General features: G+C 72.2%; 25 protein-coding genes. 15 read left to right on the top strand and 10 right to left on the bottom strand.

Annotated features, from left to right (window positions below; genetic code table 11):
* Window positions 1-4 precede the first annotated feature (4 nt).
* The 3 genes from C2865_RS02575 (at window position 5) to leuC (ending at window position 5,103) form a co-directional block, all read left to right on the top strand.
* Window positions 5-1,738: an ABC transporter ATP-binding protein gene (locus C2865_RS02575; protein ID WP_106396639.1), complete on the top strand. Its 1,734-nt coding sequence runs from the start codon at window positions 5-7 to the stop codon at window positions 1,736-1,738.
* Window positions 1,735-3,558 (top strand): ABC transporter ATP-binding protein, encoded by a 1,824-nt coding sequence (locus C2865_RS02570; RefSeq protein ID WP_106396638.1) that lies wholly within the window; start codon window positions 1,735-1,737, stop codon window positions 3,556-3,558. The genes C2865_RS02575 and C2865_RS02570 overlap by 4 nt, the downstream gene beginning before the upstream one ends.
* A 144-nt stretch (window positions 3,559-3,702) precedes the next feature.
* The gene (leuC, locus tag C2865_RS02565; protein WP_106396637.1) at window positions 3,703-5,103 is read left to right on the top strand and encodes a 3-isopropylmalate dehydratase large subunit; all 1,401 of its coding nucleotides are present in this window, start codon (window positions 3,703-3,705) and stop codon (window positions 5,101-5,103) included.
* 280 nt (window positions 5,104-5,383) lie between these two features.
* On the opposite strand, the gene C2865_RS02560 is transcribed toward leuC, so the two are convergent.
* Complete coding sequence (locus C2865_RS02560) at window positions 5,384-6,322, bottom strand: MerR family transcriptional regulator (RefSeq protein WP_106397445.1); 939 nt, start codon at window positions 6,320-6,322, stop codon at window positions 5,384-5,386.
* 258 nt (window positions 6,323-6,580) lie between these two features.
* Here C2865_RS02560 and C2865_RS02555 point away from each other — a divergent pair, with 258 nt between their 5' ends.
* Window positions 6,581-7,147 carry a TetR/AcrR family transcriptional regulator gene (locus C2865_RS02555; RefSeq protein WP_106396636.1) on the top strand — a complete coding sequence of 189 codons (567 nt, stop codon included), beginning with the start codon at window positions 6,581-6,583 and terminating at the stop codon, window positions 7,145-7,147.
* A 75-nt stretch (window positions 7,148-7,222) separates the two neighbouring features.
* On the opposite strand, the gene C2865_RS02550 is transcribed toward C2865_RS02555, so the two are convergent.
* Window positions 7,223-8,386: a sensor histidine kinase gene (locus tag C2865_RS02550; protein ID WP_106396635.1), complete on the bottom strand. Its 1,164-nt coding sequence runs from the start codon at window positions 8,384-8,386 to the stop codon at window positions 7,223-7,225.
* Window positions 8,387-8,392: 6 nt separating this feature from the next.
* Window positions 8,393-9,046 (bottom strand): response regulator transcription factor, encoded by a 654-nt coding sequence (locus C2865_RS02545; protein WP_106396634.1) that lies wholly within the window; start codon window positions 9,044-9,046, stop codon window positions 8,393-8,395.
* 164 nt (window positions 9,047-9,210) lie between these two features.
* Between C2865_RS02545 and C2865_RS02540 the strand changes: the two genes are divergently transcribed.
* Genes C2865_RS02540 through C2865_RS02525 form a run of 4 tightly spaced genes read left to right on the top strand, consistent with a single transcriptional unit; the run spans window position 9,211 to window position 12,912 of the window.
* Window positions 9,211-9,726 (top strand): hypothetical protein, encoded by a 516-nt coding sequence (locus C2865_RS02540; protein ID WP_106396633.1) that lies wholly within the window; start codon window positions 9,211-9,213, stop codon window positions 9,724-9,726.
* Between the two features lie 38 nt (window positions 9,727-9,764).
* Window positions 9,765-10,964 carry a peptidoglycan-binding protein gene (locus C2865_RS02535; RefSeq protein WP_106396632.1) on the top strand — a complete coding sequence of 400 codons (1,200 nt, stop codon included), beginning with the start codon at window positions 9,765-9,767 and terminating at the stop codon, window positions 10,962-10,964.
* Window positions 10,961-11,680 (top strand): ABC transporter ATP-binding protein, encoded by a 720-nt coding sequence (locus C2865_RS02530; protein WP_106396631.1) that lies wholly within the window; start codon window positions 10,961-10,963, stop codon window positions 11,678-11,680. The genes C2865_RS02535 and C2865_RS02530 overlap by 4 nt, the downstream gene beginning before the upstream one ends.
* Entirely contained in the window at window positions 11,677-12,912 is a 1,236-nt protein-coding gene (locus tag C2865_RS02525) for an ABC transporter permease (RefSeq protein ID WP_232835304.1), read from the top strand. The genes C2865_RS02530 and C2865_RS02525 overlap by 4 nt, the downstream gene beginning before the upstream one ends.
* 7 nt (window positions 12,913-12,919) lie before the next feature.
* On the opposite strand, the gene C2865_RS02520 is transcribed toward C2865_RS02525, so the two are convergent.
* Window positions 12,920-14,005: a helix-turn-helix transcriptional regulator gene (locus C2865_RS02520; protein ID WP_106396630.1), complete on the bottom strand. Its 1,086-nt coding sequence runs from the start codon at window positions 14,003-14,005 to the stop codon at window positions 12,920-12,922.
* A gap of 148 nt (window positions 14,006-14,153) precedes the next feature.
* Here C2865_RS02520 and C2865_RS02515 point away from each other — a divergent pair, with 148 nt between their 5' ends.
* The 3 genes from C2865_RS02515 to C2865_RS40460 all read left to right on the top strand — a co-directional run bounded on the left by C2865_RS02515 (window position 14,154) and on the right by C2865_RS40460 (window position 16,749).
* Entirely contained in the window at window positions 14,154-14,885 is a 732-nt protein-coding gene (locus C2865_RS02515; RefSeq protein ID WP_157963528.1) for a phosphotransferase family protein, read from the top strand.
* 86 nt (window positions 14,886-14,971) lie between these two features.
* A complete protein-coding gene (locus C2865_RS39870) occupies window positions 14,972-15,148 on the top strand; it encodes a hypothetical protein (RefSeq protein WP_198652833.1) in 177 nt (58 codons plus the stop codon).
* A gap of 152 nt (window positions 15,149-15,300) precedes the next feature.
* Window positions 15,301-16,749, top strand: a complete 1,449-nt coding sequence (locus tag C2865_RS40460) for a serine/threonine-protein kinase (RefSeq protein ID WP_232835303.1) — start codon at window positions 15,301-15,303, stop codon at window positions 16,747-16,749.
* A gap of 86 nt (window positions 16,750-16,835) precedes the next feature.
* Here the strand turns inward: C2865_RS40460 and C2865_RS41295 are convergent, their stop codons facing one another.
* A complete protein-coding gene (locus C2865_RS41295; protein WP_106396627.1) occupies window positions 16,836-17,813 on the bottom strand; it encodes a lytic polysaccharide monooxygenase auxiliary activity family 9 protein in 978 nt (325 codons plus the stop codon).
* 98 nt (window positions 17,814-17,911) lie between these two features.
* Window positions 17,912-19,273, bottom strand: coding sequence for a sensor histidine kinase (locus C2865_RS02500; protein ID WP_106396626.1), 1,362 nt, complete (start codon window positions 19,271-19,273; stop codon window positions 17,912-17,914).
* A gap of 58 nt (window positions 19,274-19,331) precedes the next feature.
* Between C2865_RS02500 and C2865_RS41290 the strand changes: the two genes are divergently transcribed.
* Window positions 19,332-19,871 carry a superantigen-like protein SSL4 gene (locus C2865_RS41290; RefSeq protein WP_157963527.1) on the top strand — a complete coding sequence of 180 codons (540 nt, stop codon included), beginning with the start codon at window positions 19,332-19,334 and terminating at the stop codon, window positions 19,869-19,871.
* Between the two features lie 4 nt (window positions 19,872-19,875).
* Here the strand turns inward: C2865_RS41290 and C2865_RS02490 are convergent, their stop codons facing one another.
* Entirely contained in the window at window positions 19,876-20,553 is a 678-nt protein-coding gene (locus C2865_RS02490) for a response regulator transcription factor (protein WP_106396624.1), read from the bottom strand.
* 49 nt (window positions 20,554-20,602) lie between these two features.
* On the bottom strand, window positions 20,603-22,024 hold the full coding sequence (locus tag C2865_RS02485) for an MFS transporter (protein WP_232835302.1): 1,422 nt from the start codon (window positions 22,022-22,024) through the stop codon (window positions 20,603-20,605).
* A gap of 110 nt (window positions 22,025-22,134) precedes the next feature.
* Between C2865_RS02485 and C2865_RS02480 the strand changes: the two genes are divergently transcribed.
* Window positions 22,135-22,728 carry a TetR family transcriptional regulator gene (locus C2865_RS02480; protein WP_106396622.1) on the top strand — a complete coding sequence of 198 codons (594 nt, stop codon included), beginning with the start codon at window positions 22,135-22,137 and terminating at the stop codon, window positions 22,726-22,728.
* Between the two features lie 57 nt (window positions 22,729-22,785).
* On the opposite strand, the gene C2865_RS02475 is transcribed toward C2865_RS02480, so the two are convergent.
* Both C2865_RS02475 and C2865_RS02470 read right to left on the bottom strand, forming a co-directional pair.
* Window positions 22,786-23,409: a DUF305 domain-containing protein gene (locus C2865_RS02475; RefSeq protein WP_106396621.1), complete on the bottom strand. Its 624-nt coding sequence runs from the start codon at window positions 23,407-23,409 to the stop codon at window positions 22,786-22,788.
* Entirely contained in the window at window positions 23,406-24,899 is a 1,494-nt protein-coding gene (locus C2865_RS02470; RefSeq protein WP_106396620.1) for an LVIVD repeat-containing protein, read from the bottom strand. The genes C2865_RS02475 and C2865_RS02470 overlap by 4 nt, the downstream gene beginning before the upstream one ends.
* A gap of 280 nt (window positions 24,900-25,179) precedes the next feature.
* On the opposite strand from C2865_RS02470, the gene C2865_RS02465 reads away from it, so the two are divergent.
* Complete coding sequence (locus C2865_RS02465; RefSeq protein ID WP_110554864.1) at window positions 25,180-25,803, top strand: TetR/AcrR family transcriptional regulator; 624 nt, start codon at window positions 25,180-25,182, stop codon at window positions 25,801-25,803.
* A 171-nt stretch (window positions 25,804-25,974) separates the two neighbouring features.
* The gene (locus C2865_RS02460) at window positions 25,975-26,565 is read left to right on the top strand and encodes an NADPH-dependent FMN reductase (protein ID WP_106396618.1); all 591 of its coding nucleotides are present in this window, start codon (window positions 25,975-25,977) and stop codon (window positions 26,563-26,565) included.
* The last annotated feature ends 31 nt before the right edge of the window (window positions 26,566-26,596 follow it).

Below are 26,596 nucleotides of genomic sequence, written 5' to 3'. Positions count from 1 at the left end.
ACCGATGCTGGTCCGGTTGCTCCGCGAGCACCTGCGCCCCTACCGGCGCGATCTCGTCCTGATCCTGCTGCTGCAAATATTGACCGTCCTCGGCATGCTCTTCCTGCCCGCCCTCAACGCCGACATCGTCGACGAAGGCGTGGTCGCCGGGGACACCGGAAGGATCCTCGAACTCGGCCTGGTGATGCTGGCGGTGACCCTGGCGGGTGCCGTCGGCTCCATCGGAGCCACCTACTACGCCTCCCGCGCCGCGATGGCCGTCGGACGGGACCTGCGCGCCGACCTTTTCGCGAAGGTCCAGTCGTTCTCGGGACGGGAAGTGGGACGGTTCGGCACGCCGTCGCTCATCACCCGGGTGACGAACGACGTCCAGCAGGTGCAGATGGTGGCGCTGCTGACGTTCACCATGCTCGTCACCGCGCCCATCATGGGCGTGGGCGGCATCGTCATGGCGCTGCGCGAGAACGTGTCGCTGACCCTGGTGCTGCTGCTCGCCCTGCCCGCGATGGCCGCCGTCTTCGCGGTGGTCCTGCGGCGCATGCGACCGCTCTACGGCCGGATGCAGGAGTACCTCGACGTCATCAACCGAATCCTGCGTGAACAGATCACCGGCGTACGGGTCGTCCGAGCGTTCGTGAAGGAGGACGTGGAACGGGCGCGGTTCCGCCGCACCAACCGGCGGCTGCGCGGCGTCTCTACACGCGTCGGTTTCCTCATCGCGATGATGTTCCCCCTGCTCATGCTGATCGCGAACCTCTTCAGCGTAGGAGTGCTCTGGTTCGGCGCCCGCCGGGTGGACGCCGGGGAGATGGGCGTCGGCTCGCTGATGGCCTTCCTCTCCTACCTGATGATGATCTTGATGGCGGTGATGTTCGCGGCCTTCATGGTGCTGACGATGCCGCGTGCGGAGGTCTCCGCACAGCGCATCCGCGAGGTGCTCGACACCTCCTCGAGCGTCGTACCGCCCGTCCGGCCCGTTCGGAAGCTCCCGGTACGGGGACGTGTGGAGCTGCGTGGAGTGGGTTTCGGCTATCCCGGAGCGGAACAGCCGGTCCTGCACGACATCGATCTGGTGGCCGAGCCGGGCGAGGTCATCGCGATCGTGGGCAGCACGGGAAGCGGTAAGACGACCCTGCTCGACCTCATCCCGAGGCTGTTCGATGCGACGGCCGGCAACGTGCTCGTCGGCGGCGTCGACGTCAGGGAACTCGACCCATCTTTGCTCTCCAGAACAGTCGGCTACATCCTGCAGAAGCCCTTCCTGTTCTCCGGGACCATCGCCTCCAACCTGCGTTACGGACATCCGGACGCGACCGACGACGAACTCTGGCAGGCACTGGAGGTCGCCCAAGCCCGAGAATTCGTGGAAGAACTCCCCGAAAAGCTGAGCGCACCCGTCAGCCAGGGTGGGGGAAACTTCTCCGGAGGGCAGAGACAGCGGCTGGCGATTGCGCGCACGCTCGTCGCCCGGCCCGACGTCTACCTCTTCGACGACTCCTTCTCCGCACTCGACTACGCCACGGACGCCGCATTGCGTGCGGCTCTACCCGAGTACACGTCCGGTGCGACGATCCTGATCGTCGCGCAGCGCGTCAACACGATCCGTCACGCCGACCGGATCGTCGTTCTGGACCGCGGCACGGTCGTCGGTACGGGCACCCATCACGAGTTGATGGCCGGCAATTCCACTTACCGCGAGATCGTCCTGTCCCAGCTGACCGAGAGCGAGGCGGCATGACCGACAAGGAGCCCGTCTTCCGCGGTCCGGCGGCTTTCCTGAACGCGCCCGCCGAGAAGTCCCGCGATGCGGCGCGTACCGGCCGCCGTTTGCTGGAGCTGCTGCGCCCCGAGAGCAGACTGATCACACTGGCCGTGCTCTCCACCCTGGCCGGCGTCGTATGCGCGGTGGCGGCTCCGAAGGTCCTGGGCCAGGCCACCGACCTCATCTACGACGGGGTGACCGGCGGCCGTTCGATGGATTTCGCGGGCATCCGCGACGTGCTGTTCTGGCTTGTGGCCCTCTACCTGGTGTCGTCCTTCTTCCTGCTGGTCCAGGGGCGGGTGCTGAGCAGGCTGGTGCAGCGCTCGATGTACCGGTTGCGCGACCAGGCGCAGGCCAAACTCCCCCGCCTTCCGCTGGGCTACTTCGACGAGCAGCCGCGCGGAGACCTGCTCAGCCGCGTCACCAACGACATCGACAACCTCTCCCAGACGCTCTCCCAGACCCTCGGCCAGATGCTCAACTCGGTGCTGACCCTGGTCGGCGTGCTGGCGATGATGTTCTGGATCTCGCCCCTGCTGAGCGTCATCACCCTCGTGGCGATCCCGGTGTCGTTGTCCACAGCCCGGTGGATGGCCCGGCGCGCCAAGCCCCGGTTCCTGGAACAGTGGGGGACGACGGGCAAGCTCAACGGACATGTGGAGGAGGTGTTCACCGGGCACGCGGTCGTCCGCCTGTCCGGCCGGAGCGAGGAGGCGGCCCGGCGCTTCGCCGAGTACAACGAGGGCCTCTACCAGGCGTCCTTCAAGGCGCAGTTCGTCTCGGGCCTGGCCCGCCCGGCGACGATGCTGCTGGGCAACGTCGGATTCCTGCTGATCGCGGTCGTCGGCGCCTACCGCGTGGCGTCCGGCTCGCTGACGCTCGGCGACGTCCAGGCCTTCATCCAGTACTCCCAGCAGGCCACCCAGGGCGTGAGCCAGGTGGCCGGCCTGGTCAACCTCCTCCAGTCCGGCCTGGCCTCCGCCGAACGCGTCTTCACCCTCCTCGACGAACCGGAGCAGTCCCCCGATCCCGAGGGGTCGGGCCGGTCCGCAAAGGTGCGGGGCAGGGTGGAGTTCCAGGGCGTCTCGTTCGGTTACGAGCCGGGCAGGCCGCTGCTGGAGAACGTGTCGCTGGTGGCCGAGCCGGGGCGGACCGTGGCGATCGTCGGGCCGACGGGGGCGGGGAAGACGACCCTGGTCAACCTGCTGATGCGGTTCTACGAGCCGGACGCCGGACGCATCACGCTGGACGGGGCCGACGTGGCGGGGATGCCGCGGCGGGAGCTGCGCTCGGCCACCGGGATGGTGCTGCAGGACGCCTGGCTCTTCCAGGGCACGATCGCCGAGAACATCGCCTACGGGAAGGAGGACGCGACACGGGAGCAGATCGAGCGGGCCGCCCGCGCCGCGCACGTCGACCGCTTCGCCGCGACCCTCGCCGACGGGTACGACACCGTGCTGGACGACGAGGCGTCCGGGGTCAGCTCGGGGGAGCGGCAGCTGATCACGATCGCCCGCGCCTTCCTGGCCGACCCGCAGATCCTCATCCTCGACGAGGCGACCAGCTCCGTCGACACCCGCACCGAGCTGCTCGTCCAGCGGGCGATGAACGAGCTGCGCCGGGGCCGCACCAGCTTCGTCATCGCGCACCGGCTGTCCACGATCCGGGAAGCCGACCTCATCCTCGTCCTGGACTCCGGCCGTGTCGTCGAGCAGGGCTCCCACGCGGAGCTTCTCGCCCGCAATGGTGCCTACGCCGCGCTGCACCACGCCCAGTTCGCCCCTGCCATCCATTGATCAGAGGCTTCGATCCCCGCTCGTCCTTCAAGGAGGGCAAGCGGGGTCGAAGCCTCTCTATCAAAGATCAGACTTTTCTCGTAAGATGGCCGCGATCCGGGACCGGCGTCTCATTCCATGAGACACCTCGGCAGGAGGAAGCCCGTGGGCCAGACCCTCGCACACAAGATCTGGGAACGGCACGTCGTCCACCGCGCCGCGGGACGACCCGACCTGGTCTACATCGACCTCCATCTCCTGCACGAGGTGAGCAGCCCGCAGGCCTTCGAAGGGCTGCGCACGGCGGGCCTGCCCGTGCGGCGGCCCGACCTGACGATCGCGACGGAGGACCACAACGTCCCCACCGACGACGTCGACGTCATCGCCGACCCGCTCTCCCGCGTCCAGCTGGAGACGCTCCGCGCCAACTGCGCCGGGTCAGGGATCCGCATCCACTCGCTGAAGGATCCCGACCAGGGCATCGTGCACGTCATGGCGCCGCAGCTCGGCCTGGTCCAGCCCGGCATGGCGATCGTCTGCGGCGACTCGCACACCGCCACCCTCGGCGCGTTCGGCGCGCTGGCCTTCGGCATCGGGACCAGCGAGGTCCAGCACGTCCTGGCCACCCAGACGCTCTCCGGAACGCCCTTCAGGACGATGTCCGTGACGGTCGAGGGTGAGCTCGGACCGGGCGTCACGGCCAAGGACGTCATCCTGGCGGTCATCGCCGAGATCGGCACCGGCGGCGGCCAGGGCCACGTCATCGAGTACCGCGGCGAGGCGATCCGCACCCTGTCGATGGAAGGCCGCATGACGGTCTGCAACATGTCCGTCGAAGCGGGCGCACGTGCCGGGATGATCGCCCCCGACGAGACGACCTTCGCCTACCTCCGGGGACGCCCGCACGCTCCCGAAGGCGCCGCGTGGGACGAGGCACTGGCGTACTGGAAGACGTTGCGCACCGACGGCGACGCCGTCTTCGACCGGGAGGTCGTCATCGACGCCGCCTCCCTGACCCCGTTCGCGACATGGGGCACCAATCCCGCCCAGGGCGTCCCCCTCCACGCGAACGTCCCCGACCCGGCGGACCTCTCCGACCCGGCCGAACGCGACGCCGCCGAGAAGGCGCTCGCCTACATGGACCTGGCCCCCGGCACCCCTCTGAAGGACATCCGGATCGACACGGTCTTCCTCGGCTCCTGCACCAACGGCCGCATCGAGGACCTCCGCGCCGCCGCCGCCCTCCTGCGCGGCCGCCGCGTCGCCGACCACGTCCGCATGCTGGTCGTCCCCGGCTCCGTCAAGATCAAGCTCCAGGCCGAACAGGAGGGCCTGGACCGCGTCTTCACCGCCGCGGGCGCCGAGTGGCGCCACCCCGGCTGCTCCATGTGCCAGGGCATGAATCCCGACAAGCTCCCCGCCGGCCACCGCAGCGCCTCCACCTCCAACCGCAACTTCGAAGGCCGCCAGGGCAAAGGCGCCCGCACCCACCTCGTCTCCCCCCAGGTGGCCGCCGCCACCGCCGTCACCGGCCGCCTCTCCGCCCCCTCCGACCTCCCCGCCTGACCGGCCGGCACCACCCGCCGTCCGAGCACCCGCCCGTGACGAAAAGGAGCGGCGAAGCAGAGCCTCCACGGTTCCGCGGCACCGCGGCACCGCGGCACGAAGGCTCTACCGCTCCGGGAATGCCGCGAAGCAGCGGCTCTGCCGCTCCGAGGCGCTCCACGGCTACGAGGTGGAGGCCCCGCCGCTCCGGGATGCTTCGCGGGCTCCGCGACTCCGGAGGGCGGCGGGGTCGGTTCTACGGTTTCGGGACGCTTCGGGGTGGGATTCCGCCGCTCCGGGGTTACGGGGCGGGGTGGTGGCGGAGGGCTTGGACGAGCCAGTCGAAGACGGGGACCAGGGTGGGGACCGGGGGGCGGCCGTTGATGGTGGCGAGGAGCTGGAAGTAGCGCTCGGTACGGGGGTCGTTGGCGGTTTCCACGCGGGTCAGGAGGTCGGCGCGGTACTCGGGGGAGTCGGGCTTGCCGAAGGTGGCGCCGTAGAGGGCGATGATCTCGGCGAGGGGAGCGCGGGCCGCGGCGGAGGCGGGGTCGATGCCGGAGGCGCGGGCGGATGTGACGCGTTCGCGGATCTGCTCGGTGAGCTCGTGGTGGAGGCCGGTCCGGTCGCCTTCGGCGCGGGCGGCGGCCTGGTGTTCGGCCATGCGCCGGACGGAGGCGCGGAAGCCGGGGTCCTGGACGAGTTCGGCCAGCTCCACCCAGGCCTCGACCTGCTCGGGGGCGGGGTCGTCGGGCAGTTCCGGCACGGCCGAGCGCAGCATCGCCACGAACTCGGGGTTGGCGTCGAGGTCCGCGAAGGCCTCGTCGACGAACTCGTGGATGATCCGCTCGCGTTCCTCGGCGGACAACCGGGCCAGTCTGTGCATCAGTTTCATCTCCTCGGGGTCGGACCCGCGTCGGGCCACCGTCCTCAGCACCGCCCTGCGCGTGCGCAACGTGCGGATCTGCACGTCCAGGGCCTCGGCGTGCGCCGCGGCGATCTCGGGTACCGAGACCCGGCGGTCCAGCACCCGCCGGACCGTCGCCAGGTCGAACCCGAGTTCGCGCAGCGTCCGCACCAGGTCCAGGCGCGCCAGGGCGTCCAGGCCGTAGAGCCGGTAGCCGGCGGGACTGCGGTCGGCCGGCGGCACCACACCGCTGTCGGAGTAGAACCGGATCGTCTTGACCGTCAGCCCGGTCCGCCGGGCCAGCTCTCCGATCGTGTACAGGTGCTCGCCGTCCATGTCCTCCACCCTGGGCTCTCCCCTCACTGGAGACTCAAGTCCATTTTTCCGGCACCTGTTCAGGCGGAGAGGAGGGCGCGGGAGACCGGCCCACCGATTCTTTTCCGGCGTGCGGGTGGGCGGTAGCGGGATTCGGCCCGTACCGGGACATGACTCAAATGGGGCGTTCTTTTGATTTCGCGCCGGAGGAAACGGGCGCCGGGGCGGTGTTGAAGGGGTGAAGAGCGGAGGGGTGCTGTGGACCCTTGGACGAAGGAAATGGACGAGCGGGTTCTGGAGACGGCGGGGAGGCTGTTCGCGGAGCTGGGATACGACGGGACGGACCTCGAGCTGATCGCCGCCGCCGTGGGGCGGGGAAGCCAGGAGTCCTCCCTGATGCGGGAGGGGAAGGAGAAGATCTACCGCGCCGTGATCGCCCGGTTCTCCGACAGGGATCTGGCCCACCTGCAGGAGGCGATGAAGGAGACTCCGCACGACGTGGCGGGGCTGCATCACCTTGTGGACGCCTTTCTCGACTTCGTCTTCAGCCACCCGGAGGTCCCGGGGCTGTGGGAGCAGCGGGCGCTCAAGGACGCGGTGGACCTCACCTTTCCCGAGGAGGAGTTCGTGCCTCCGCTGCTGACGGTGCTGACCGCCCAGGCGTGGGAGGGCGTGCGGCTGGACCTCGACCTCCGGTTCCTCGGCTGGCTGCTCATGTGGTCGGCGCGCGGTTTCGTGCACGGCGGGCTGCCGGACCGGGCCGGAGAGCAGCGGCGCGCGGACGACCCCGACACCCGCCGGTACTTCCGCGACCAGATGCACTCTCTGGTCGACCGCCTCGTCTGAGCCCGGACGCACACCGAACGTGCCCGGCGCACCGGACGTGCCGGACGTGCCAACCGGTCAGGTCGACCAGGGTGGTCAGGCCGACCAGGACGGTCGGCTCGCGGGAGGGGTCGCCGGGAAGGAGACCTCCACGGACAGGCCGCCGTCCGGGCGGGCCCGCGCGGCGGCGGTCGCGTCGTGGGCGGCGGCGATGGCGCGGACGATCGACAGGCCGAGGCCGTGGTGGCCGTCCCGGCCGCGGGCGCGGTCGAGGCGCTGGAAGGGTTCGAAGAGCAGGCCGACGCGGTCGGGGGGCACGGGGGCGCCGGTGTTGACGACGGTCACGAGCGCCCTGCCGTCCCTGGTCCCGGTCGTGATCCGCACCCGGCCGTCGGGGACGTTGTAGGCGACGGCGTTGTCCAGGAGGTTGGCGACGAGCCGCTCGACCAGTTCGGGATCGCCGGAGACCGGTGCGGCGGCGAGCCGGGCGTCCAGGCGCAGGCCGCGCCGCTCGGCCTCCAGACGGGCCGGGAGCAGGGCGCGTTCGGCGCGGTCGGCGAGATCGACGGGTTCCTTGCGGTCGAGGCCGCGTTCGCCGGTGGTCAGGGTGAGCAGCGATTCCAGCAGTCTGCCCTGCTGGCGGCAGATCTCCAGGACGCGTTCGAACGACGCGCGGAACTCGGGGACGCCGGCCTCCCGGTCCAGCAGCGTCTCCTCGATCAGGGCGTGTTCGAGGGTGAGCGGGGTGCGCAGCTCGTGCGCGGCGTTGGCGACGAAACGCTTGTGCGCGTCCAGCGCGGCCTCCAGCCGGACGAGCAGCCCGTCGATCGTGTCGGACAGGTCCTTCAGCTCGTCGGCGGGGCCGTCGGCGGCGAGCCGCTCGTGCAGGTTGCGGGCCGAGATCCGCTGGACGGTCGCGGTCATGGCGCGCAGCGGGCGCAGGATGCGTCCCGCGAGCACCCAGCTCAGCACGAGCGAGAGCACCGCCGTGATCGCCAGCGCGATCCCGGACTGGGTGAGCAGCTGCGTCAGCTCCTCCTGGCGCTGCGCGTCGTGCTCGGCCTGCTGCGCGGCGATCGACGGCAGGGAGGGCAGCGTCGGGAACGGTTCCAGCTCGGCCGGCGGCCTGTTGAGGAGGATTCTGAAGGGTCGGCGGGAGCGGAGCACCAGCAGGTAGAGGATGCCGAGCAGGACCGCGCCCGAGACGGTGAACAGCACCGCGTGGAGCAGGGTGAGCCGGGTGCGGACGGAGACGCGCATGATGCCTCAGATCCGGTAGCCGCCGCGGGGGACGGTCTCGATGAGCGCGGGTTCGCCGAGTTTCTGCCGCAGCCGGTTGACGGTCGACTTGACGGTCGTGGTGAACGGGTCGGCCGCCTCGTCCCAGACCCGTTCGAGCAGCTCCTCGGCCGGCACCGCCCGGCCCCGCGCCGCCAGCAGGTACTCCAGCAGGGAGAACTCCTTCGGGCTGAGCGCCAGCCGCACCCCGCCCCGGAACACCACCCGCCTGGCCGGGTCGAGCGCCAGGTCGCCGTGCGTCAGGACGGGCGGGGTCGCGACGGGCGGGCGGCGGCCGACCGCGCGGATCCGGGCGATCAGCTCCGCGTAGGCGAAGGGCTTGGGCAGGTAGTCGTCCGCGCCCAGGTTGAGGCCCTCGACCCGGTCGCCGATCGTGGCGGAGGCGGTGAGCATCAGCACCCGCGTCCCGGACGCCCGCCCGACGAGCGAGCGGCAGACGTCGTCGCCGTGGATGCCCGGCAGGTCGCGGTCCAGGACGACCACGTCGTAGTCGACGGTGACCGCCCGTTCCAGCGCGTCCGCGCCGTCGTACGCCACGTCCACGGCCATGCCCTCGCGGCGCAGCACCCGCGCCACCGAGTCGGCCAGTTCCACCTGGTCCTCGACCACCAGGACCCGCATCGCCCCGCCCTTCGCCGCTCTCCTCCCCGACAGACTGCCCGAGAGGCGGTCGCAGCGCGGTCACAGCCCCCGGTCACAGCGGGGTCATGGCCGGGCGGACCGGCCTGTGACCGGCCGCCGCGTAGAAACCTCCACGGAGCGATTCCGATCAAGGAGACCACGTGATGCCGATCCTGAAGACCTCCCGCCTCCTGCCGGCCATGGCCCTGTTCCTGGGGCTCGTGCTCAGCGGTTGCGGCGATGACGGCGCCGACCGGGCCGCCCCGCGGAACGCGGGTGACGGCGGCACCTCGCAGGGCGAGGACCAGGGCGTCAAGTACGCCCAGTGCATGCGCGAGAACGGCGTCCCCGACTTCCCCGACCCGGTGGACGGACGGTTCACGATCAAGCGCGGTCCCGGTGAGGGCGGCGCCATGGAGGGCAGCGCGTTCGATGCCGCCCAGAAGAAGTGCCAGGACCTGGCGCCGGGCGGTACGGGCCCGGACGGCGGCGATCCCAAGATGCAGGAGCAGATGCTCAAGTACGTCTCCTGCATGCGGGAGAACGGCGTCCCGAACTTCCCCGACCCTGACGGCGGCCGGATCCGGATCAGCCCGGACATGGGTTTCGACCCGGAATCCCCGGCGTTCAAGCAGGCCGAGGAGGCGTGCAAGGCCCGCATGCCGGGCGGCGGGAGCTGACGGAAGCCCGATGACCTCCGAGAGAACGGTGATCTGAGATGGACACGCACATCCCGGCGACCGGTGAGGAAACGGCTGCCGCCGCCCGCGAGGAGGAAAGGGCGCCGCGCCGGCGCCGCAGGCCCCGGTGGCGGTTCCTGGGCGGCGGCCTCGTGGTCGCCGCGGCCGTCGCGGTGGGCGCCGCCGCGTTGAACGGCGGGTCGTTCGGCGGTGAGGAACCCGTCGCCTCCGCCGTAGGGGCGGACACGGCGACGGCGGAGGTCCGCAGGGGCCCGCTGTCCGCGCAGGTCAACACCCACGGGACGTTGACCTACAAGGCGCGTCCGGACGGATCGCCGCACACCGCGATCAACAAGGCCGCCGGTTCGTACACGCGGCTGCCGAGCGCCGGTGACGTCATCAGGTGCGGGAAGCGCCTCTACACGGTCGATGACGACCCGGTGGCGTTGTTGTGCGCGAACCGGCCCTTCTACCGGTCGCTCTCGCAGGGCGACTACGGCTGGGACGTCCGCCAGCTCAACAACGGGCTCCTGGAGCTCGGTTATGCCGACGAGGGGGAGATCGACGAGGATGCGAACTACTTCGGCTACCGGACCGAGCTGGCGCTGGAGGAGTTCCAGGACGACGTTGGCGCCGAGGTGACCGGGGTCCTGGAGGTGGGCGACGTGGTCGCGCTGCCCGGCCCGCTGCGGGTGAGCGGCACCCTCGTCAAGGCCGGGACGGCCGCCGTGCCCGACGCGCCCGTGCTGGAGGCCACCGGGACGGGACGCCAGGTGACGGTCGCGCTGAGCGCGTCCCAGCAGACGGGTGTCGAGGTCGGGGACAAGGTGCAGATCACCCTTCCCAGTAACAAGACGACGAAGGGGAAGGTCACCCGGATCGGCGCCGTCGCCCGGTCGACCGCCGGGAACGAGGACGAGCAGACCTCGCAGTCCGGCGCGTCGAACGCGGAACTCCCCGTCCACATCGAGCTCGACGAACCCGAGGACGCCGGAGGCCTCGACGAGGCGCCCGTCCAGGTGGAGATCACCGTGGACGGCGTCGAGGACGCGCTGACCGTTCCGGTGACCGCGATCGTCGGCGTCGCGGGGAACGGGTACGCGGTCGAGCGGGTCGGCCCGTCCGGGGCGAAGGAGATGGTGCCGGTGACCCTGGGGCTCTTCGACGACGCGGGCGGCGTCGTGCAGGTCGAAGGCGGTCTCGCGCCCGGAGACCGAGTGGTGGTGCCGGCCTCATGAGCGCGCCGAGGGAAGCGGATGCCGTCCTGGAGCTGGCGGGCGTCACCAAACTGTACGGGTCGCGACCGCCGGTCTCCGCGCTGCGCGGGGTGGACCTGACCGTGCGGAAGGGCGAGCTGGTCGCGATCGCGGGGCCGTCCGGCTCGGGGAAGACGACGCTCCTGCACGTCATGGGGACCCTGGACCGGCCCAGCGCCGGGACCGTCCGGGTCGGCGGCGTCGACATCGCCGGGCTCGACGACCGGCGGCTGGCGGCGCTGCGGGCGCGGAACATCGGTTTCGTCTTCCAGCAGTTCTTCCTGGCCGCCTACTCGACCGCGCTGGAGAACGTCGCCGACGGGCTGCTGTACGCGGGCGTCGCGGCGAAGGAGCGGCGCGAACGGGCACGCGAGGCGCTCGACCGCGTCGGGCTCTCCCACCGCGCGGGGTTCAGGCCGGGCAGGATGTCCGGCGGCGAGCGGCAGCGGGTGGCGATCGCCCGCGCCCTCGTCGGCAGGCCGGCGATCGTGCTGGCGGACGAACCGACCGGCAATCTCGACAGCGCGACGGGGGCGTCCATCGTGGAGCTGCTCCACGAGCTGCACGAGGGCGGCGCGACGATCATCGTCATCACCCATGACGGCGAGCTGGCGGCGCGGCTGCCCCGCCGGGTGGACGTGCTCGACGGCGGGATCGTCTCCGACAGCGCCTCGCCCGCCGGGGAGGGGAGGCCGTGAACGGCACGGACACGACCGCCCCGCCCCGGCTGCGCGCGGCCGACCAGCTCCGGCTGGCGGGCATCGGCATCCGGTCGCGCAAGTTGCGGGCGGCCCTGTCGGGTCTGGGCATCGCGATCGGCGTCGCGGCGATCGTCGCGGTGCTCGGCCTGTCGTCCTCCTCGCAGGCGGGCCTGCTCGCCGAGATCGACCGGCTGGGCACCAACCTGCTGACGGCGTCCAACGGGCAGTCCTTCAGCGGCGCCGTGGCGCAGCTGCCCAGGCAGGCCCCGGACCGCCTCGGGCGGCTCGGGGGCGTCGAGGCGGTCGCGCACACCGGGATCGTCGAGGACGCCAAGGTCTACCGCAGCCCACTGGTCCCGGAGATGAAGACCAACGCGCTCAAGGTGCAGGCCGCCAGCCTGAACCTGCCGGAGGTGCTCGCCACCGGGATCGCGCAGGGCCGGTGGCTCGACGAGGCGACGATGCGCGCGCCGGTCACCGTGCTCGGCGCGACCGCGGCCGCCCGGATGGGGATCACCGGCGTGCACCCGGGCCAGCGGGTCTGGCTGGGCGGCCGCTGGTTCTACGTAGCGGGGATTTTGGAGCCGTCCGTGCTGGCGAGCGAGGTCGACGCCAGCGCCCTGGTCGGGTATCCGGCCGCGCAGGAGCTCCTCGAGCACACCAGCGTGGTGCGGGGGGAAGCGGTGACCGGACCGCCGAGCAAGGTGTACGTACGGGCGGAGACCGGCAGGGTCGCCGACGTGCAGGCGGTGCTCGCGCAGACGGCCAACCCGGAGGCCGCCAACGAGGTCGACGTCAGCCAGCCGTCGGACGCGCTGACCGCGCGGGCCGCCGCCGAGGGCGCCTTCAACAGCCTGTTCCTCGGGCTCGGCGCGGTGGCGCTGATCGTCGGCGCGGTGGGCGTCGCCAACATCATGATCATCTCGGTGCTGGAGCGCCGCTCCGAGATCGGCCTGCGCCGCGCCCTCGGCGCGACCCGGGGCCAGATCCGCACCCAGTTCCTCGCCGAGGCGATCGTGCTGGCCCTGCTCGGCGGAGCGGCGGGCGTCGCCGCGGGCGCCCTGGCGACGGCCCTCTACGCCGGGAGCAGGGGCTGGGCCGTCGTCATCCCCGTGGAGGCCTGGGCCGGGGGCATCGCCTCGGCTCTGCTCATCGGCGCCCTGGCCGGCCTGCTGCCCGCCGTCCGGGCCGCCCGCCTCTCCCCGACGGAGGCGCTGCGGAGCGTCTGACCGGGGTTCAGCCGGATGTTTCGGGGAGCCGGCGGCCGTCGGTGGTCAGCGGGTCCCGGCCGAAGAAGGGCAGGTAGTGGCGGCAGAGGATGTCCGCGATGAAGGCCTGCCGGTTCTCCAGGCCGGTCTTGCGCAGGACGCTCGCCAGGTGCCGTTCGACGGTCTCGGGAGGGAGGCGGAGGTGCTCGGCGATGCGTTCCGGCGCGTAGCCGCGCAGGGTGCGCCGGGCGATCTCCTCCTCCTGGCCGGTCAGGCCGTACGCGCTGAGGACGACGGCGCTCGGCGCGCCCGTCGGGGCGGGGCCGAGGGAGACGGCGACGACCTGATCGTCGTCCTGCAGGCGCGTCGACCACGCCCGGACGGACAGGCGGCCTCCGTCGCGGACGCGGATCGCGGCCCGCGCCGCGCCGGAGAAGAGCGCGGCGTCGATCGTGCCCCGCAACTGCCGGTCGTGATCCTCGTCGGCCTCCAGGACGTCCAGCCAGGCGCGCGCCGTCGGGCTCGCCGAGCGGACGGCGCCGTCGACGCCGACGACGAGGCGGCCCGGGGCGTCGGGGACGGCGCCGGTGTCGACGCCGTGCAGGAGGAGGACGCGCCGCAGCGCGTCGGTGGCGGCGGCGCCGAGGCGGACGGCGACCTCCTCCTCCGCCGGGGTGAACGGTGCTCCCCCCTCGGCGCGGCACCACACCAGCACGCCCCAGAGGAAGGGGCCGTCGCGCAGGACGACGCGCAGTTCGTCGCCGAGGCCCTGCGGCCGCAGGATCGCCTGGTAGAAGGCGCTGTCCTCGATCCGCCCGCCCATGGCCCGGCTGAGCAGCCGGGAGGTGGCCGACCCGGCGGCCAGGTCGCGCAGGTCGCCGGGCTCGTCGGCGGCGAAGTGCTCGATCTCGAAGATCTTCATCACGTACTCCGGCGGGAAGCCCGCCTCGACGTACCCGCCGACGTCCAGGAGCGTGGCCGGATCGAGCAGCACGGAGCACCACACGTCGGCGGGCACCCGGTCCAGCAGGTGGGAACAGGTCGTCTTGAGCACGTCCAGCACGGTGTGCTGGGCGGCGAGGCTCTGCTCGAACGCCGCGAGATCGAGTCGCATGTACGCCACAGTAGGCCGGGGTTGACGGGAAATCTCAGAAACGGAAAATACGGTCAAGTGCCTGTCAGCCCGCCGCGCCGGCGGAAGTTGATCACTCTTGGATCACTTCCCTTGCCCGGCCCGTGCGGCGGAGTGTTGGGTGGGCGGGATGAGCGAGCAGACCCTGAGCGGCGGCGAGACCCTGGGCCTGGTCCGGGTGGGGGACACGGTGCGCAGGCCCGCCCACGCGACAGGCCCCTACACCCGCGAGGTGCTGCTCCACCTGGAGCGCGCCGGATTCGCCGGGTCGCCGCGCTTTCTGGGCACCGACGAGCACGACCGGGAGATCCTCACCTTCCTGCCGGGCGAGGCGATCCCGGACGCCGCGCGGCTCGCGGACGCGCAGATCGCCTCGGCCGCCCGCCTGATCAGGGCCTTCCACGACGCCACGGCCGGCACCCCGGTGGCCGGGGACGGCGAGGTCGTCTGCCACGGCGACCTCGGCCCGCACAACACGGTGTTCGCCGGCGGGGAGGCGGTGGGCCTCATCGACTGGGACGACACCCTGGCCCCCGGCACCCGCCTGTCCGATCTCGGCCACGCCGTCTGGTGCTTCGCGGCCGTGGCCGAGCCGCTCTTCGACCTCGACGAGCAGGCCCGCCGCGTCGCCCTGTTCTGCGCCGCCTACGGCTGGGACGACCCCGCCGCGGTCGTCGACGAGCTCGGAGCCCGCTTCCGCCGGGCCCGCGACGATCACCACGCCGCGGGCCGCGTGGCGGCGGAGGCCGTCTTCGCCGACCTCTGCTCCTGGATGGACTCCCGCGGCCCGGCCCTCAAGTCCCTCCTGCCCCAGGCCGGGGCGGTCGTGCGCCCCGCGGGCAACTCCCGGTCAACCCCTTAAAGATCGTCACTCTTTTCCTGTTTCGTCACCCTTATTCGGGTATGTCCCAAACGACACTCGCATCCGAAACAGGGAGCTGACACCCGATGTCCACGCCGGAAGAGAACGCCCCCAAGACCCACGACACCGACCAGGTCCTCCCCCAGCCCGACGAGCAGGCCCGCCGCCCCAGGCCGAAGGAGGAGACGGAGATGGGCGCCAAGCTCAAGGAGGCCATGAAGGACGCCGACCTGAACCGCGAGGACCTCACCGGCAGCGACTGAACACCCCTCCGGCCGGTCCTGGCCGATGTGGTCGGCTTCGGGGGCACAACGCCGTCCTCGCCTTCGCCCGTCCCTGGCCGGGCGCGGACCGTCAGAGTCCGCTTTCGGATAAAGATCCTTTTTCTGATATCTCCTGCAATAGGCTCCCTGCCGTGGTGCCTTTTCAGCCTCTGGAGGCAGGGGATCCGCGGGAGATCGGCGGGTACCGGATCGCGGCACGGCTCGGCGCCGGGGGCATGGGGCAGGTGTTCCTGGGCGCCACGCGGAGCGGGCGCAGGCTCGCCATCAAGGTCATCCGGCCGGACTACGCGCACGACGAGCAGTTCCGGCGCCGGTTCCGGCAGGAGGTCGAGGCCGCGGGGCGGGTGCAGAGCATCTACACGGCGCCCGTCGTGGACGCCGACCCCGACGCCCCGCGGCCCTGGCTGGCGACGGCCTACCTGCCGGGTCCGTCGCTGAACCGGGCGGTCGACGAGCTGGGGCCGCTGCCCGCCGACACCGCGCGGGTGCTGATGGCCGGCGTCGCCGAGGCGCTGCAGGCCATCCACTCCGCCGGAGTCGTGCACCGCGACCTGAAGCCGTCCAACGTCCTGCTGGCGCCCGACGGGCCCCGGGTCATCGACTTCGGCATCGCCCGCGCCGCCGACAGCACCCCCCTGACCCGCGCGGGCGCCCGCATCGGCTCCCCGCAGTTCATGTCACCCGAGCAGGCTCTCGGCGAGCCCGTCTCCGAGGCCGCCGACGTCTTCGCCCTCGGCGCGACCGCCTACTACGCCGCCACCGGCCGCACCCCCTTCGGCGAGGGCGACCCCGCCGCCGTCCTCTACCGCATCGTCCACTCCGCCCCCGACCTCACCGGCTGCCCGGACGACCTCCTCCCGGCCGTCGGCTCCTGCCTGTCGAGAGACCCCGCCGCCCGCCCGTCCGTCAGAGAGCTCATCGACGCCCTGACCGCCGGGAACGCCGCCACCGCCGTCGACTGGCCGCCTCCGTCACTCGCTCCCGAACTGGACCTCCACCGTCAGCCCCTGCCCGAACCCCCTACCGAGCCTCCGGCCGGGCGCCGCCGGCCCACCGCCGTCATCACCGCCGCCTGCAGTGTCCTCCTGGTCGGAACGGCCGTCGCCTTCGCCCTCACCTCCGGCGACGACCCCGAAACGCGGAAGACCCTCGCGGCGCCCACCCCGACGGGAACGCCTTCCCCCACCCGGCCCGCCGCCGGCACCTACCGGTTCGACCGCACGCTCTTCCAGAACGAGGAGTGGAAGCTCACCCTGGCCCACATCGAGGTGGAAGAGGACACCCTCACCGCCTACGTCGACTACCGCCCCCGCGGCACCGCCCGCTCCCTCACCTGCAAGTACGACACCCACGACCTCAACGTCATCCTCCTCGCCGACGGCAGGTCCCTCCCCTCCGAGAGCACCTACTGCTCCCGCCACCCCAGCCGCACCTGGACGGTCGCCCGCGGCGACCGCTTCCGCGACCACGCCGTCTTCCCCCTCCACCCCCGGCTCACCAAGCCCTTCACCCTCGACTGGCAACCCGGCAAGGACCTCTCCGGCACCCTCAAGGGCCTCACCCTGGAGACCCCCGGATAGCCCACCGCATGGCCGCGCGGTGGGCTGTTCCCGGACCGCCGAGCAGCTGTTGACGGCTGATCGGCCGCCGACTTCCGTCGAGCGGGTCAGACGTGGGAGCGGCGGGTGCCGCGGCGGCGGGAGGTGAGGAGGAGGCCGGCGAGGCCGCCCATGGTGAGGCCGGCTATGGCGCCGATCAGGGCGGTGGTGGAGGGGGACTGGGCCGGGGTGTCGGTGACGCCCGCGACGGGGGTGCTGTGCAGGTTCGTGTGGGTCGGGTCAGAGTGGTGGGAGGAGTGGGCGGTGGTGTCGGGGTGGCAGGACGGGGTGGGCTTCGCGGGCCTGGTGGGCCTGGTCCTGGTGGGGGTGGGCCTGGGGGCGGCGGTCTTGGTGGGCTGGGGGGCCGCGGTGTCGCCCGGGGTGGTGGGCGCGGTGGTGCCGCCGCCGCCCAGGACGATGTCGGAGCAGGAGTAGAAGGCCTCGGGGCTGTCGGTGCGCTGCCAGATGGCGTAGATGAGGTGGCGGCCCTTCTTGGCGGCGGGGATCCGGCCGGAGAGGTTGTAGTAGCCGCCGGAGACGGTGGGGTCGGGGGCGTTCAGGAAGGGCTCGGTCTCCAGGCTCGCCCAGGTGAGGGGCTTGGTGGGGTCGTAGCCGTCCTTGGTGATGAAGAGCTGGAAGCCGCCTCGGTGGACGGCGGTGACCTTGAAGCGGAACGTGTAGTCGGTGCCGGCCTTCAGGTCGGTGGCGGGCCAGTCGGCGCGGGGGAGGTCCAGGCCGCGGAAGGCGGGGTTGCCCGCGCTGCACAGCCGGCCGTCGGGGATGACCTGGCGGTGGCGGCCCGCGACGTCGCCGATGCGGACGCCGTTCCAGTCGTAGAAGGCCTGGGTTCCGCCCGCGGCGACGGCGGCCTTGCAGGCCGCGGACTTGGGCGACTCGGGATTCTCCTGGTAGCAGGCGAGGACGCGGCTGAGCGGGAGCTCCATGGAACCGTGGGCCGAGGCGGGGGCGGCGAGGCCGGCGACGGGGGCGACGGCGGCCGCGAGGACCAGGGAGGTACGGCCGAAGGTCTTCACGCGGTTGTTCATCTCTGGCTCCAAAAGGGGGGGTGCGCGGGGCGACGTTCCCGACGCTAAGCCGCGGCGAAAGGCCAGAAAATGCTCTTCAGGAGCTCTTAAGGAAGGCATCAGCGAGGCCTAAGCCTCCACTTTCCCCGGGCGCGTCGGGCGGTGCGGCGGACCGTCCTGCGGGCGGCGGGCCGGGGCGCGGTGCGCAGCCACACCTCGATCTGCGCGCCGCCGAGCAGCGAGGTGCCGACGCGCAGCGAACCGCCGGTGGACTCGGCCAGGCGGCGGGCGATGTCGAGGCCGAGGCCGGTGGATCCGGCGCCGCTGGTCCCGCGCCGCAGCGCGGCCCGGGGGTCGGCGATGCCGGGGCCCGCGTCGCCGAGCAGCAGGCCGGTGGAGCTGCCTCCCCGGTGGAGGGTGACCTGGAAGGCGGCCCCGTGCGGGGTGTGCCGGAAGACGTTGCCGAGCAGGGCGTCGATGACGGCGGCGAGTTCGGGGGCGGCGACCGGGACGGGCACGGGCCCGGCGGGGGCCGTCAGGTTCCAGGGGCGCTCCTGGTCCTCGGCGAGCGCCGACCAGAACTCCAGCCTCTCCCGGACGACCGCGGCGGCGTCGCAGCCCGCCGTCTCCCGGTCGGGCCTGCGCGCGGCGGCGATGATGTCGTCGACGGCCTCCTCCAGCCGTCCGAGGGCGTCCTGGCTCTGCACGAGCCGCGCGGGGTCGCCGGGGTGCTCGGCCAGGCCGTCGAGGTTGACGCGCAGGGCGGTCAGCGGGGTGCGCAGCCGGTGCGACAGGTCGGCGCCCGCCTCCCGTTCGGCGGCCAGCAGCCGGGCGAGCCGGTCGGCCATGTGGTTGAACGCCTCGCCCGCGCCGCGCAGCTCCGCGGGCCCGTCCGGGGAGATCCGCGCGGAGAGGTCGCCTCCGGCGACGCGCGTCACCGCCTGCGCGAGCCGGTCCGCGGCCCGCACGACGCGGATCGCGAGCCGGTCGGCCATCGCGACCGACACCAGGACCAGGGCCATCGCCACGAGCGCGAGGATCGTCCAGGACTTCGCGACGCCCTGGGTGAGCTCCGCCTCCGGCACGTACACCTCGATGACCGCGGGCCGTTCGGCGTCCATCAGCACCGGGCGCAGCAGCACGGTCCCGCCCGGCGCCTCGGCGGTGAAGGTGCGGCTGAGCCGCCGCGCCTCGGCGAGTTCGCCGGGCGGCGCGTGCGGGGAGCCGATCGCCTCGCCGGCCGGGAGGTGCAGCGCCAGGCGTCCGGCGGCTCCGGCGGGGATCGAGCCGATCGCCGCGGCGAGCTGGTCGGGGTCGTCCGTCACCGTCAGCACCGGCACCAGCGAGGCCGCCTGCCGTTCGGCCGAGGTCAGCGCCCGGTCGTGGGCCATCTGGCCGGTGAGCAGTCCGAGCGGGACGACGAAGGACAGCGCCACCATCGCCGTCACGGCCGTCGCGACGCGCGCCAGCGCTCCTCGCATGCCCACCTCCGCAGTCGTTTCGCCGACCGTTCACCGGCGAATCACCATAATGGGCCGCATGCAGGGACGAATCGGTTTCATTGCGGTGTGGGTGGCCACCACCGCGGCGGGCATGGCGATCAGCTGGGCCGGCGTGGGCGACGCCCTGCGCGGGACCGCCCTGCCCACCCAGGACCTGGCCGCCAAGGTCCCCGTCCACGAGGGGCGCCCGCCCGCGTCGGAACCGGCGGGAACCCCCGTCCCCGTGCTCTCCGCCGTGGCCACCGAGGCGCCGCCGACCCGGAAGCCCGCGCCGAGGCCCACGCCGAAGTCCACGCCGAAGCCCTCCAGCGAACGCCCCACGCCCCGCCCGTCCGCACCCCCCTCGACGGCACAAGGCGACGTGCGCACCTATGTGGTGAAATCTGGGCGCGTGGTGCTGGCCCTGTCCGCCGATTCGGCGCGCCTCGTCTCGGCCACGCCCAACAGCGGCTTCCAGGCCAAGGTGTGGCGCCAGGACCAGTGGCTGCGCGTCGACCTGACGGACGGCGTCAAGGGCTCGGCCGTGTTCGCGAAATGGAACGGCCACGCCCCGCTCGTCCAGGTCTACGAGTACTGAGCCGTCACTCCGGCGCCATCAGCATCACGCCGACGCCCCGCACGGTGTGCAGGTAACGCGGCGACGAGGCCTTCTCGCCCATCTTGCGCCGCAGCCAGGACAGGTGCACGTCGATGGTCTGGTCGTCCCCGTAAGGCTGCCGCCAGACCTCGGCGAGCAGTTCCTTGCGGCGCACGACCCGCCCTGCGTGCCGCGCCAGGAACGCCAAGAGGTCGAATTCCCTGCGCGACAGCTGCAGAAGAGCCCCGTCCAGGCTCGCCTGCCGCCGGTCGGCGTCGACCCGCAGGCCGCCCACCACGAGGGCCTCCGGCTGCGGCGCTCCCCTGACGCGCCGCAGCACGGCCTCGATGCGCGCGTGCAGATGCCCGGCCGAGAACGGCTTGGCCACGTAGTCGTCGGCTCCCGAGCCCAGCAGCCGGATGATCTCCTCTTCCCCGTCCCGCGCGGTGGCCACGATGACCGGCACGTCCGAGACGGCCCGCATCATCTTCAGCGCCTCGCCGCCGTCGAGGTCCGGCAGCCCCAGGTCCAGGACGACGACCTCGGGCGGCTGCGCCGCGACCTCTCGCAGCGCGTCCAGCGCCCGCCCGGCGCTGCGCACGACGTGCCCCAGCGCCCGCAGTTCGCGCAGCAGCGCCTGCCTGACGTAGTCGTCGTCCTCGACCAGCAGAACCGTAGCCACCGAACGGACGATACGGGAAAGGTTCCTTCCGGACTCCGGAAAGGGTTCTTCAGACGGAGGCTCCGACCTTGGCCTCGGCGGCGGCTCCGACGGGGCGCGGGCCGGGGATGGTGGCGGCGACCGCGGCGGCGATGAGGGACAGGACGCAGCCGACGAGCATGCCGGTGCGGAAACCGGTCTCCGAGGGCAGGACGTGGGAGCCGATGGTGACGGTGAGCTGGGAGAGGACGACGCCGACGACGGCGGCGGCAGCGGAGGTGCCCAGGGAGCGCATGAGGGTGTTGAAGCTGTTGGCGGAGGCGGTCTCCGACGGCGGGACCGCGCTCATGACCAGGGCGGGCATCGCGCCGTAGGCGAGGCCGACGCCGCCGCTGCACACGATGGCCACGATCATCAGCCCCCAGGCCGTGGACAGCAGGAACATCGAGGATCCGTAGCCGGCGGCGATGACCAGCGCGCCCGCGACGAGCGTGAACTTGGGGCCGCGCGCCGCCGACAGCCTGCCGCCCACCGGGGAGACGGCCATCATCGTCAGTCCGCCCGGGACCATCCACAGGCCCATCTCCAGCATCGACAGGCCCAGCCCGTACCCGGTGGCCTCGGGCAGCTGCATCAGCTGCGGGACGATCAGCGCCTGCGCGTACATCGCGAAGCCGATCAGCAGCGAGGACACGTTGGTCAGCAGCACCCGCGCGCGGGCCGTCACCCGCAGGTCCACCAGCGGCTGGGCGATGCGCAGCTCCCACCAGCCCCACACGAGCAGCAGCGCCGCCGCGGCGGCGAACAGGCCGAGCGTCAGCGGATCGCCCCATCCCCAGTCGGCGCCCTTGGTCGCGGGAAGCAGCAGGCAGACCAGCGCGGTGCCCAGGCCGACGGCGCCGACGTAGTCGAACCCCTCCCCGGACGTCAGGGTGGCGGGGGCGGGCACCAGGAACCAGATCAGCACGGCGATCAGCACGGTGAGGGCCGCGGAGCCCCAGAACAGGGCGCGCCAGCTGGCGTACTCGGCGACGGCCGCCGAGATCGGCAGGCCGATGCCGCCGCCGATGCCCATGGACGCGCTCACGACGGCGATCGCCGAGCCGAGCCGCCGCGGCGGCAGCACGTCGCGCAGCAGGCTGATGCCCAGCGGCACCAGGCCCATCCCCACGCCCTGCAGCCCGCGTCCGGCGATCATCAGCGGGGCCGAGGACGCGAGCGCGCACAGGACGGAGCCGCCGGTCAGGGGCACGCAGCACGCCAGCAGCACCCGCCGCTTGCCGTACAGGTCGCCCAGCCGCCCGCTGATCGGCATGAACACCGCGGCGGAGACCAGCGTCGCGGTGATGACCCAGGAGGCGTTGGACGCGGAGGTGTGCAGCATCGTCGGCAGCTCGCCGATGAGCGGGGTGACCAGCGTCTGCATGATCGCCCCGACGGTGCCGGCGAACGCCAGCACCGCCACGATCCTGTTGGACTGCGACTCTTTCACGCACCACCCCCGAACGCCCGTCCCCGGGCATGTGAACCGAATACCCATGATTGGATCATCATGTTAAATATGAGACTGAGTCTCAGCATGTTGTCTTATATCATGATCGGATGAAGGGCATGGCGCACGGCAGCACCAGGGACATCGCGCGGGCCGCCGTGAAGGCCGAGCTCGCCCAGGTGGCCTTCGACCTGTTCCGCCGCAGGGGCTTCGACCAGGTCACGGTGAACGACGTCGCGGCCGCCGCCGGGGTCTCGCGCAGCACGTTCCTGCGGTACTTCGGCAGCAAGGAGGAGGCCGTCCTCAGCGCCCTGGACGCCCACGGCAGGCAGCTCGCCGCGGCCCTGCGCGCCCGGCCCGCCGGCGAGGACGACTGGACGGCCCTGCGCCGCGCGCTCGACGTCCTCATCGAGGACTACCGCGAGAACCCGTCCGGCACCCTGGCCATGACCCGCCTCGTCCAGCAGACCCCCGCCCTCCAGGCCCGCCGCCGGGAGAAGCAGTCCGGCTGGCGGCCCCACCTGGCCCAGGCCCTCGCCGACCGGGCGGGTCTTTCGCAGCCCCTGCCCCTGGCACCCCTGGTGCGGGCGGCCGCGGCCCTGGACTGCCTCTCCCTGGCCATCGACCGCTGGACGTCCTCCGACGGCGCCCTCGACCTCGCCGCGCTCCTCGACGAGGCCTTCGCCGCGCTCACCCCGCGCTGATCCCGGCGGGCCGCGTCAGGAGGCCGCGACGAGGTCGACGTGCTCGGCCGCGGCGGCTCAGTTCGGGGCGGGCGGGGCGGGGCGGTCCAGGGCGGCCAGGAGGCCGGCCATGGTGGCGGTCTCCCGGCGCTGCTCGGTGGCCAGGATCTTGGCGAACGCGCGGACGTGGGGGACCGCCGCGTCACGGGAGGCGGCGGCGGTCATGAGGAGGCCGCCCTCGTGGTGGCGGATCATGAGCCGGAGGAACAGCGCGTCCAGGTCCTCGCCTTCGAGCCCGCCGAGGCGGTCGAGCTCGTCCTGGGTGGCGAGTCCGGTCATCCCCTCCCCGGCGGAGGCGTGCTCGGGGTGCTCTCCCATCCAGGCCATGGGCGGGCCGGAAGGCAGTTGAGGCGCGTCCCAGAGGGCGAGCCAGCCCTGCATGTGGCCGATCTCCCGGAGCTGGTTGAGCTCGATCGCGACGGCGAGCCGCCGCACCGAATCACCGGCTCCGTCCTGGACGGTCTGCGCCATGGTGACGGCCTGCTGGTGATGGACGATCATGTCCTGGGCGAAGCCGATGTCGACGCGGCCCGGCTCGCCGGGCCCCGTGTCGGAGCCGGTGACGCCGTCCAGCAGCAGCGCCGCCGTCGCTCCGATCACCAGGAGGGCGACGGCCTGGAACAGGCGTCCGGGAAGGTTCATCGCAGGGGGTAGGCACCGTTGGTGAAACGCAGCAGCAGCGCGCCGTTGTCGTCGCAGGAGACCCACAGCCTGCCGCCGTCGAAGCGCGGCGGCGACATGCACCAGTCGGCGGTCATGTCGGTCTCGCCGGTGTAGAGGCCGCTTTCGGCGCCGCCCTGCAGGACGTCGGAGAAGTAGGCGCCGAAGGGCACGAAGGCGTGCGCGGAGTTGGTCAGCCGGTGGCGCTGCCCGACCTGCGCGGGCGGGTTGAAGTAGGCGATCTCGCGCGGCTTCCGGAGGTCGCGGACGTCGAAGACCCGGATGCCGGACTGGGCCCATCCGCAGGCCATCGCGGTGGGGTCGGCGGGCCGGTCGAGGGTGCAGTAGTGCGCGTCGTAGCCGAAGATGCCGTTCCTCGCCAGGTCGGCGGAGCGCAGCTTCAGGTGTTCGGGCCGGTTGACCTCCAGCTTGAGCCTGCGGATCAGTCTGGGCCTGCGCTCGTCGGAGATGTCGAAGATGCGCGCCCCGCCGGAGCCCAGCTCGTCGACCACGACCAGGTGGGGCCTGCCGCGCTCGGTGAACGGGATGGCGTGCTGGGTGGCCAGGCCGTCCGTCCAGGTCGTCCTGGCGATCTGGCGCAGCTGCGGGCGCGCCTTGCGGCGCTGGACGTCGCGGGCGTCGAAGGTGATGAAGCCGGCGGGCATGTCGGCCACGTAGATGCGGCTGCCGTCGGGGCTGACGCCGACGCCGTGGTTGACCAGGCCGGTGGTGCCGTTGTAGATCACCTTGGGTCTGCGGGGGTTCGTCATGTCCAGGGCGGCGATGGTGCCGCCGACCGTCCCGGTCGTCCAGTAGGTGCGGCCGTCGGGCGACCAGGACGCCTCGTGGCCGGGGAAGGCGCCGGGCATCGTGAGCTTCGTGCCCTTGATCCCGTTGAGGAGGCGGGGCCGGGCGCAGTCGGTCTTGACGTCGTAGACCGAGACGAAGAAGCCGCCGCTGAGCGCGCCGACGGACACCGCCGCCAGCAGCCCGCGCCCCTCGTGGACCTTCAGGGTCTCCCAGGTGCCGCCGAGGGTGGCGGGGCTGACCAGGGAGTCCGTCATCCGGGGCTTGCGGGGGTTCGACATGTCGATGACGTTGACGCCGGGCCGCTTGGACGTCACCGCGCCCGGCAGGATCGTCCCGAGGTACTGGCAGTGGCCGTAGGACGCGCCGACCGTGGCCTGGCCCTGGCTCTGGTAGCGGCTGACGAGCTCCAGGTTGCAGGAGTAGCCCTGCCGGCTGCGCCCGCTCCTGCGGTCCTCGAGCGGCACCTGCCCCTGCAGCCCGGTCTCCGGCGAGGAGCCCGGCCCGCAGTCCGCGCGCGCCACCTTCGTGCTCACCCCGCCGCCGGCGGTGGCCTGCCCGGCGAGGGCGGCCGACAGGGACACGGCCAGCACGACCGCGGCCAGGCCGCCCGCCGCGCGCAGTCCCGAGCCCCGCCTCGCAGCGGTCTGAACCTGTTCCGCCATCGTCCCGCCCTGCTTCCAGGTAGGTTTCTCGCGAGTAACATAAGGCTTCCCTTACCTCGCGACAAGACCCGGTTTTCCACGGCGCCGGTGGCGGGCGAACGCCGCGTCCCGGGGGCTTGTCCGGGTCTTGACGGGGCACGGGCCCGGGGCGACGGTGCGCGAAGGGGTCCGGGCGCCGATGGGCTCCGGCGGCCCGAGCGCTGACCTCCGCGCGGCGGACATCGCCAACGATCTTCCTGGGGAACGGCCGCGCCTACCCGTGCCTCCATAAAATCAAATCATGACGGAATCGCCGGAAGAAATGGCGGAGAGGGGCCGGATCATCGATTCGGCGCAGCGACTCTTCGCTGCTCTCGGTTATGACGGCACCAGTGCGGTAATGATAGCCGACTCCGCCGGGGTCAGCCCTGACCGGCTCTCCGAGATCGGTGGCCGAAGTGGTGTCTACCTGCTCGTCATGGAGAAGTTCTACCGGGAGCAGCAAGCGATGATGGACGAGGTGGAGCGGGTTTTCACACCCGACAGGAAAGGTGTGCGCGTTTATCTCGACCACATCATCGACTTTTATGTGGACCATCCCGAAGGGGCGGCCATATGGCAGCACCGGAGGTTGTCGGACGCCGCCGATTTCCAGGATCTCGAAGAGCGCTTCCAGGTTCCCGTCTTCCGCCGCTCCACCGAGATCCTCGGCCCGGAGGTGATCGGGCACCCGGATTTCGAACTGGTGTCCTTGATCTTCAGCTACTGCATCCTCGGGTTCGTCCAGGGCGGCCTCCTGCCCTTCGACAAGGACGCACCCGGCCCGGAGAGCGCCGGGGCCCGCCGCAGGTTCCGCTCCCACATGCACCGGCTCCAGGACCTGATCTTCCAGGACGGCTTCATGCGGGACACCCCCGAGGCGTGACCCGCGGCCACGGGCCGCCCCGCCCCCGCAGGCCCGGTACGGACGGCGGGCCCCGGGCCCGCCGGCGCGGAGGCTCGGGAAGGGCGTGACCGGCACGGAACGGGCAGACCGGTACCTTCGACACCGTCGTGCCGGACGGCGCGGCCCGACAGCCAGAGAAACGGAGCTCCCATGTCCCTTCCCCGCCTGCAGGTCATCGTCGGCAGCACCCGCCCCGGCAGGGCCGGCGGCCCGGTCGCCGAGTGGTTCGCCGGGTACGCGCGGGACCACGGCGGCTTCGAGGTGGAGGTCGTCGACCTCGCCGAGCTCGACCTGCCGATGTACGACGAGCCGAACCACCCGGCGACCGGGAACTACGTCAACGAGCACACCAGGCGCTGGAGCGCCCTGGCCTCCCGGGCCCAGGCGTACGTGATGGTGACGCCGGAGTACAACAACGGATACCCGGCGGTGCTGAAGAACGCCATCGACTACCTCAACCGCGAGTGGCGCTACAAGCCGGTGGGCTTCGTCTCCTACGGCGGCGTCTCGGCCGGCACCAGGGCCGTGGGCCAGCTCCGCCAGGTCCTCACCACGGTGAAGATGTTCCCGATCCCGGACGCCGTGCACATCCCGTTCGTCGGGCAGAGCATCCGGGACGGGCGGTTCGAGGCGGGAGAGGCCGCCGTCGGCGGCGCCAAGGCGATGCTCGACGAGCTGCTGCTGATCGTGGACCGGCTGATCCCGCTGCAGCTCCCGGCCGCAGGCGGCGAGAACCGCTGACGGCGCGCGGCCCCGTCCGTTTACCGGAGGA

The sequence above is a fragment of the Actinocorallia populi genome, from assembly GCF_002995495.1.
Classification (GTDB): Bacteria; Actinomycetota; Actinomycetes; order Streptosporangiales; family Streptosporangiaceae; genus Actinocorallia; species Actinocorallia populi.
This window is presented reverse-complemented; position numbering and strand designations above follow the sequence as displayed.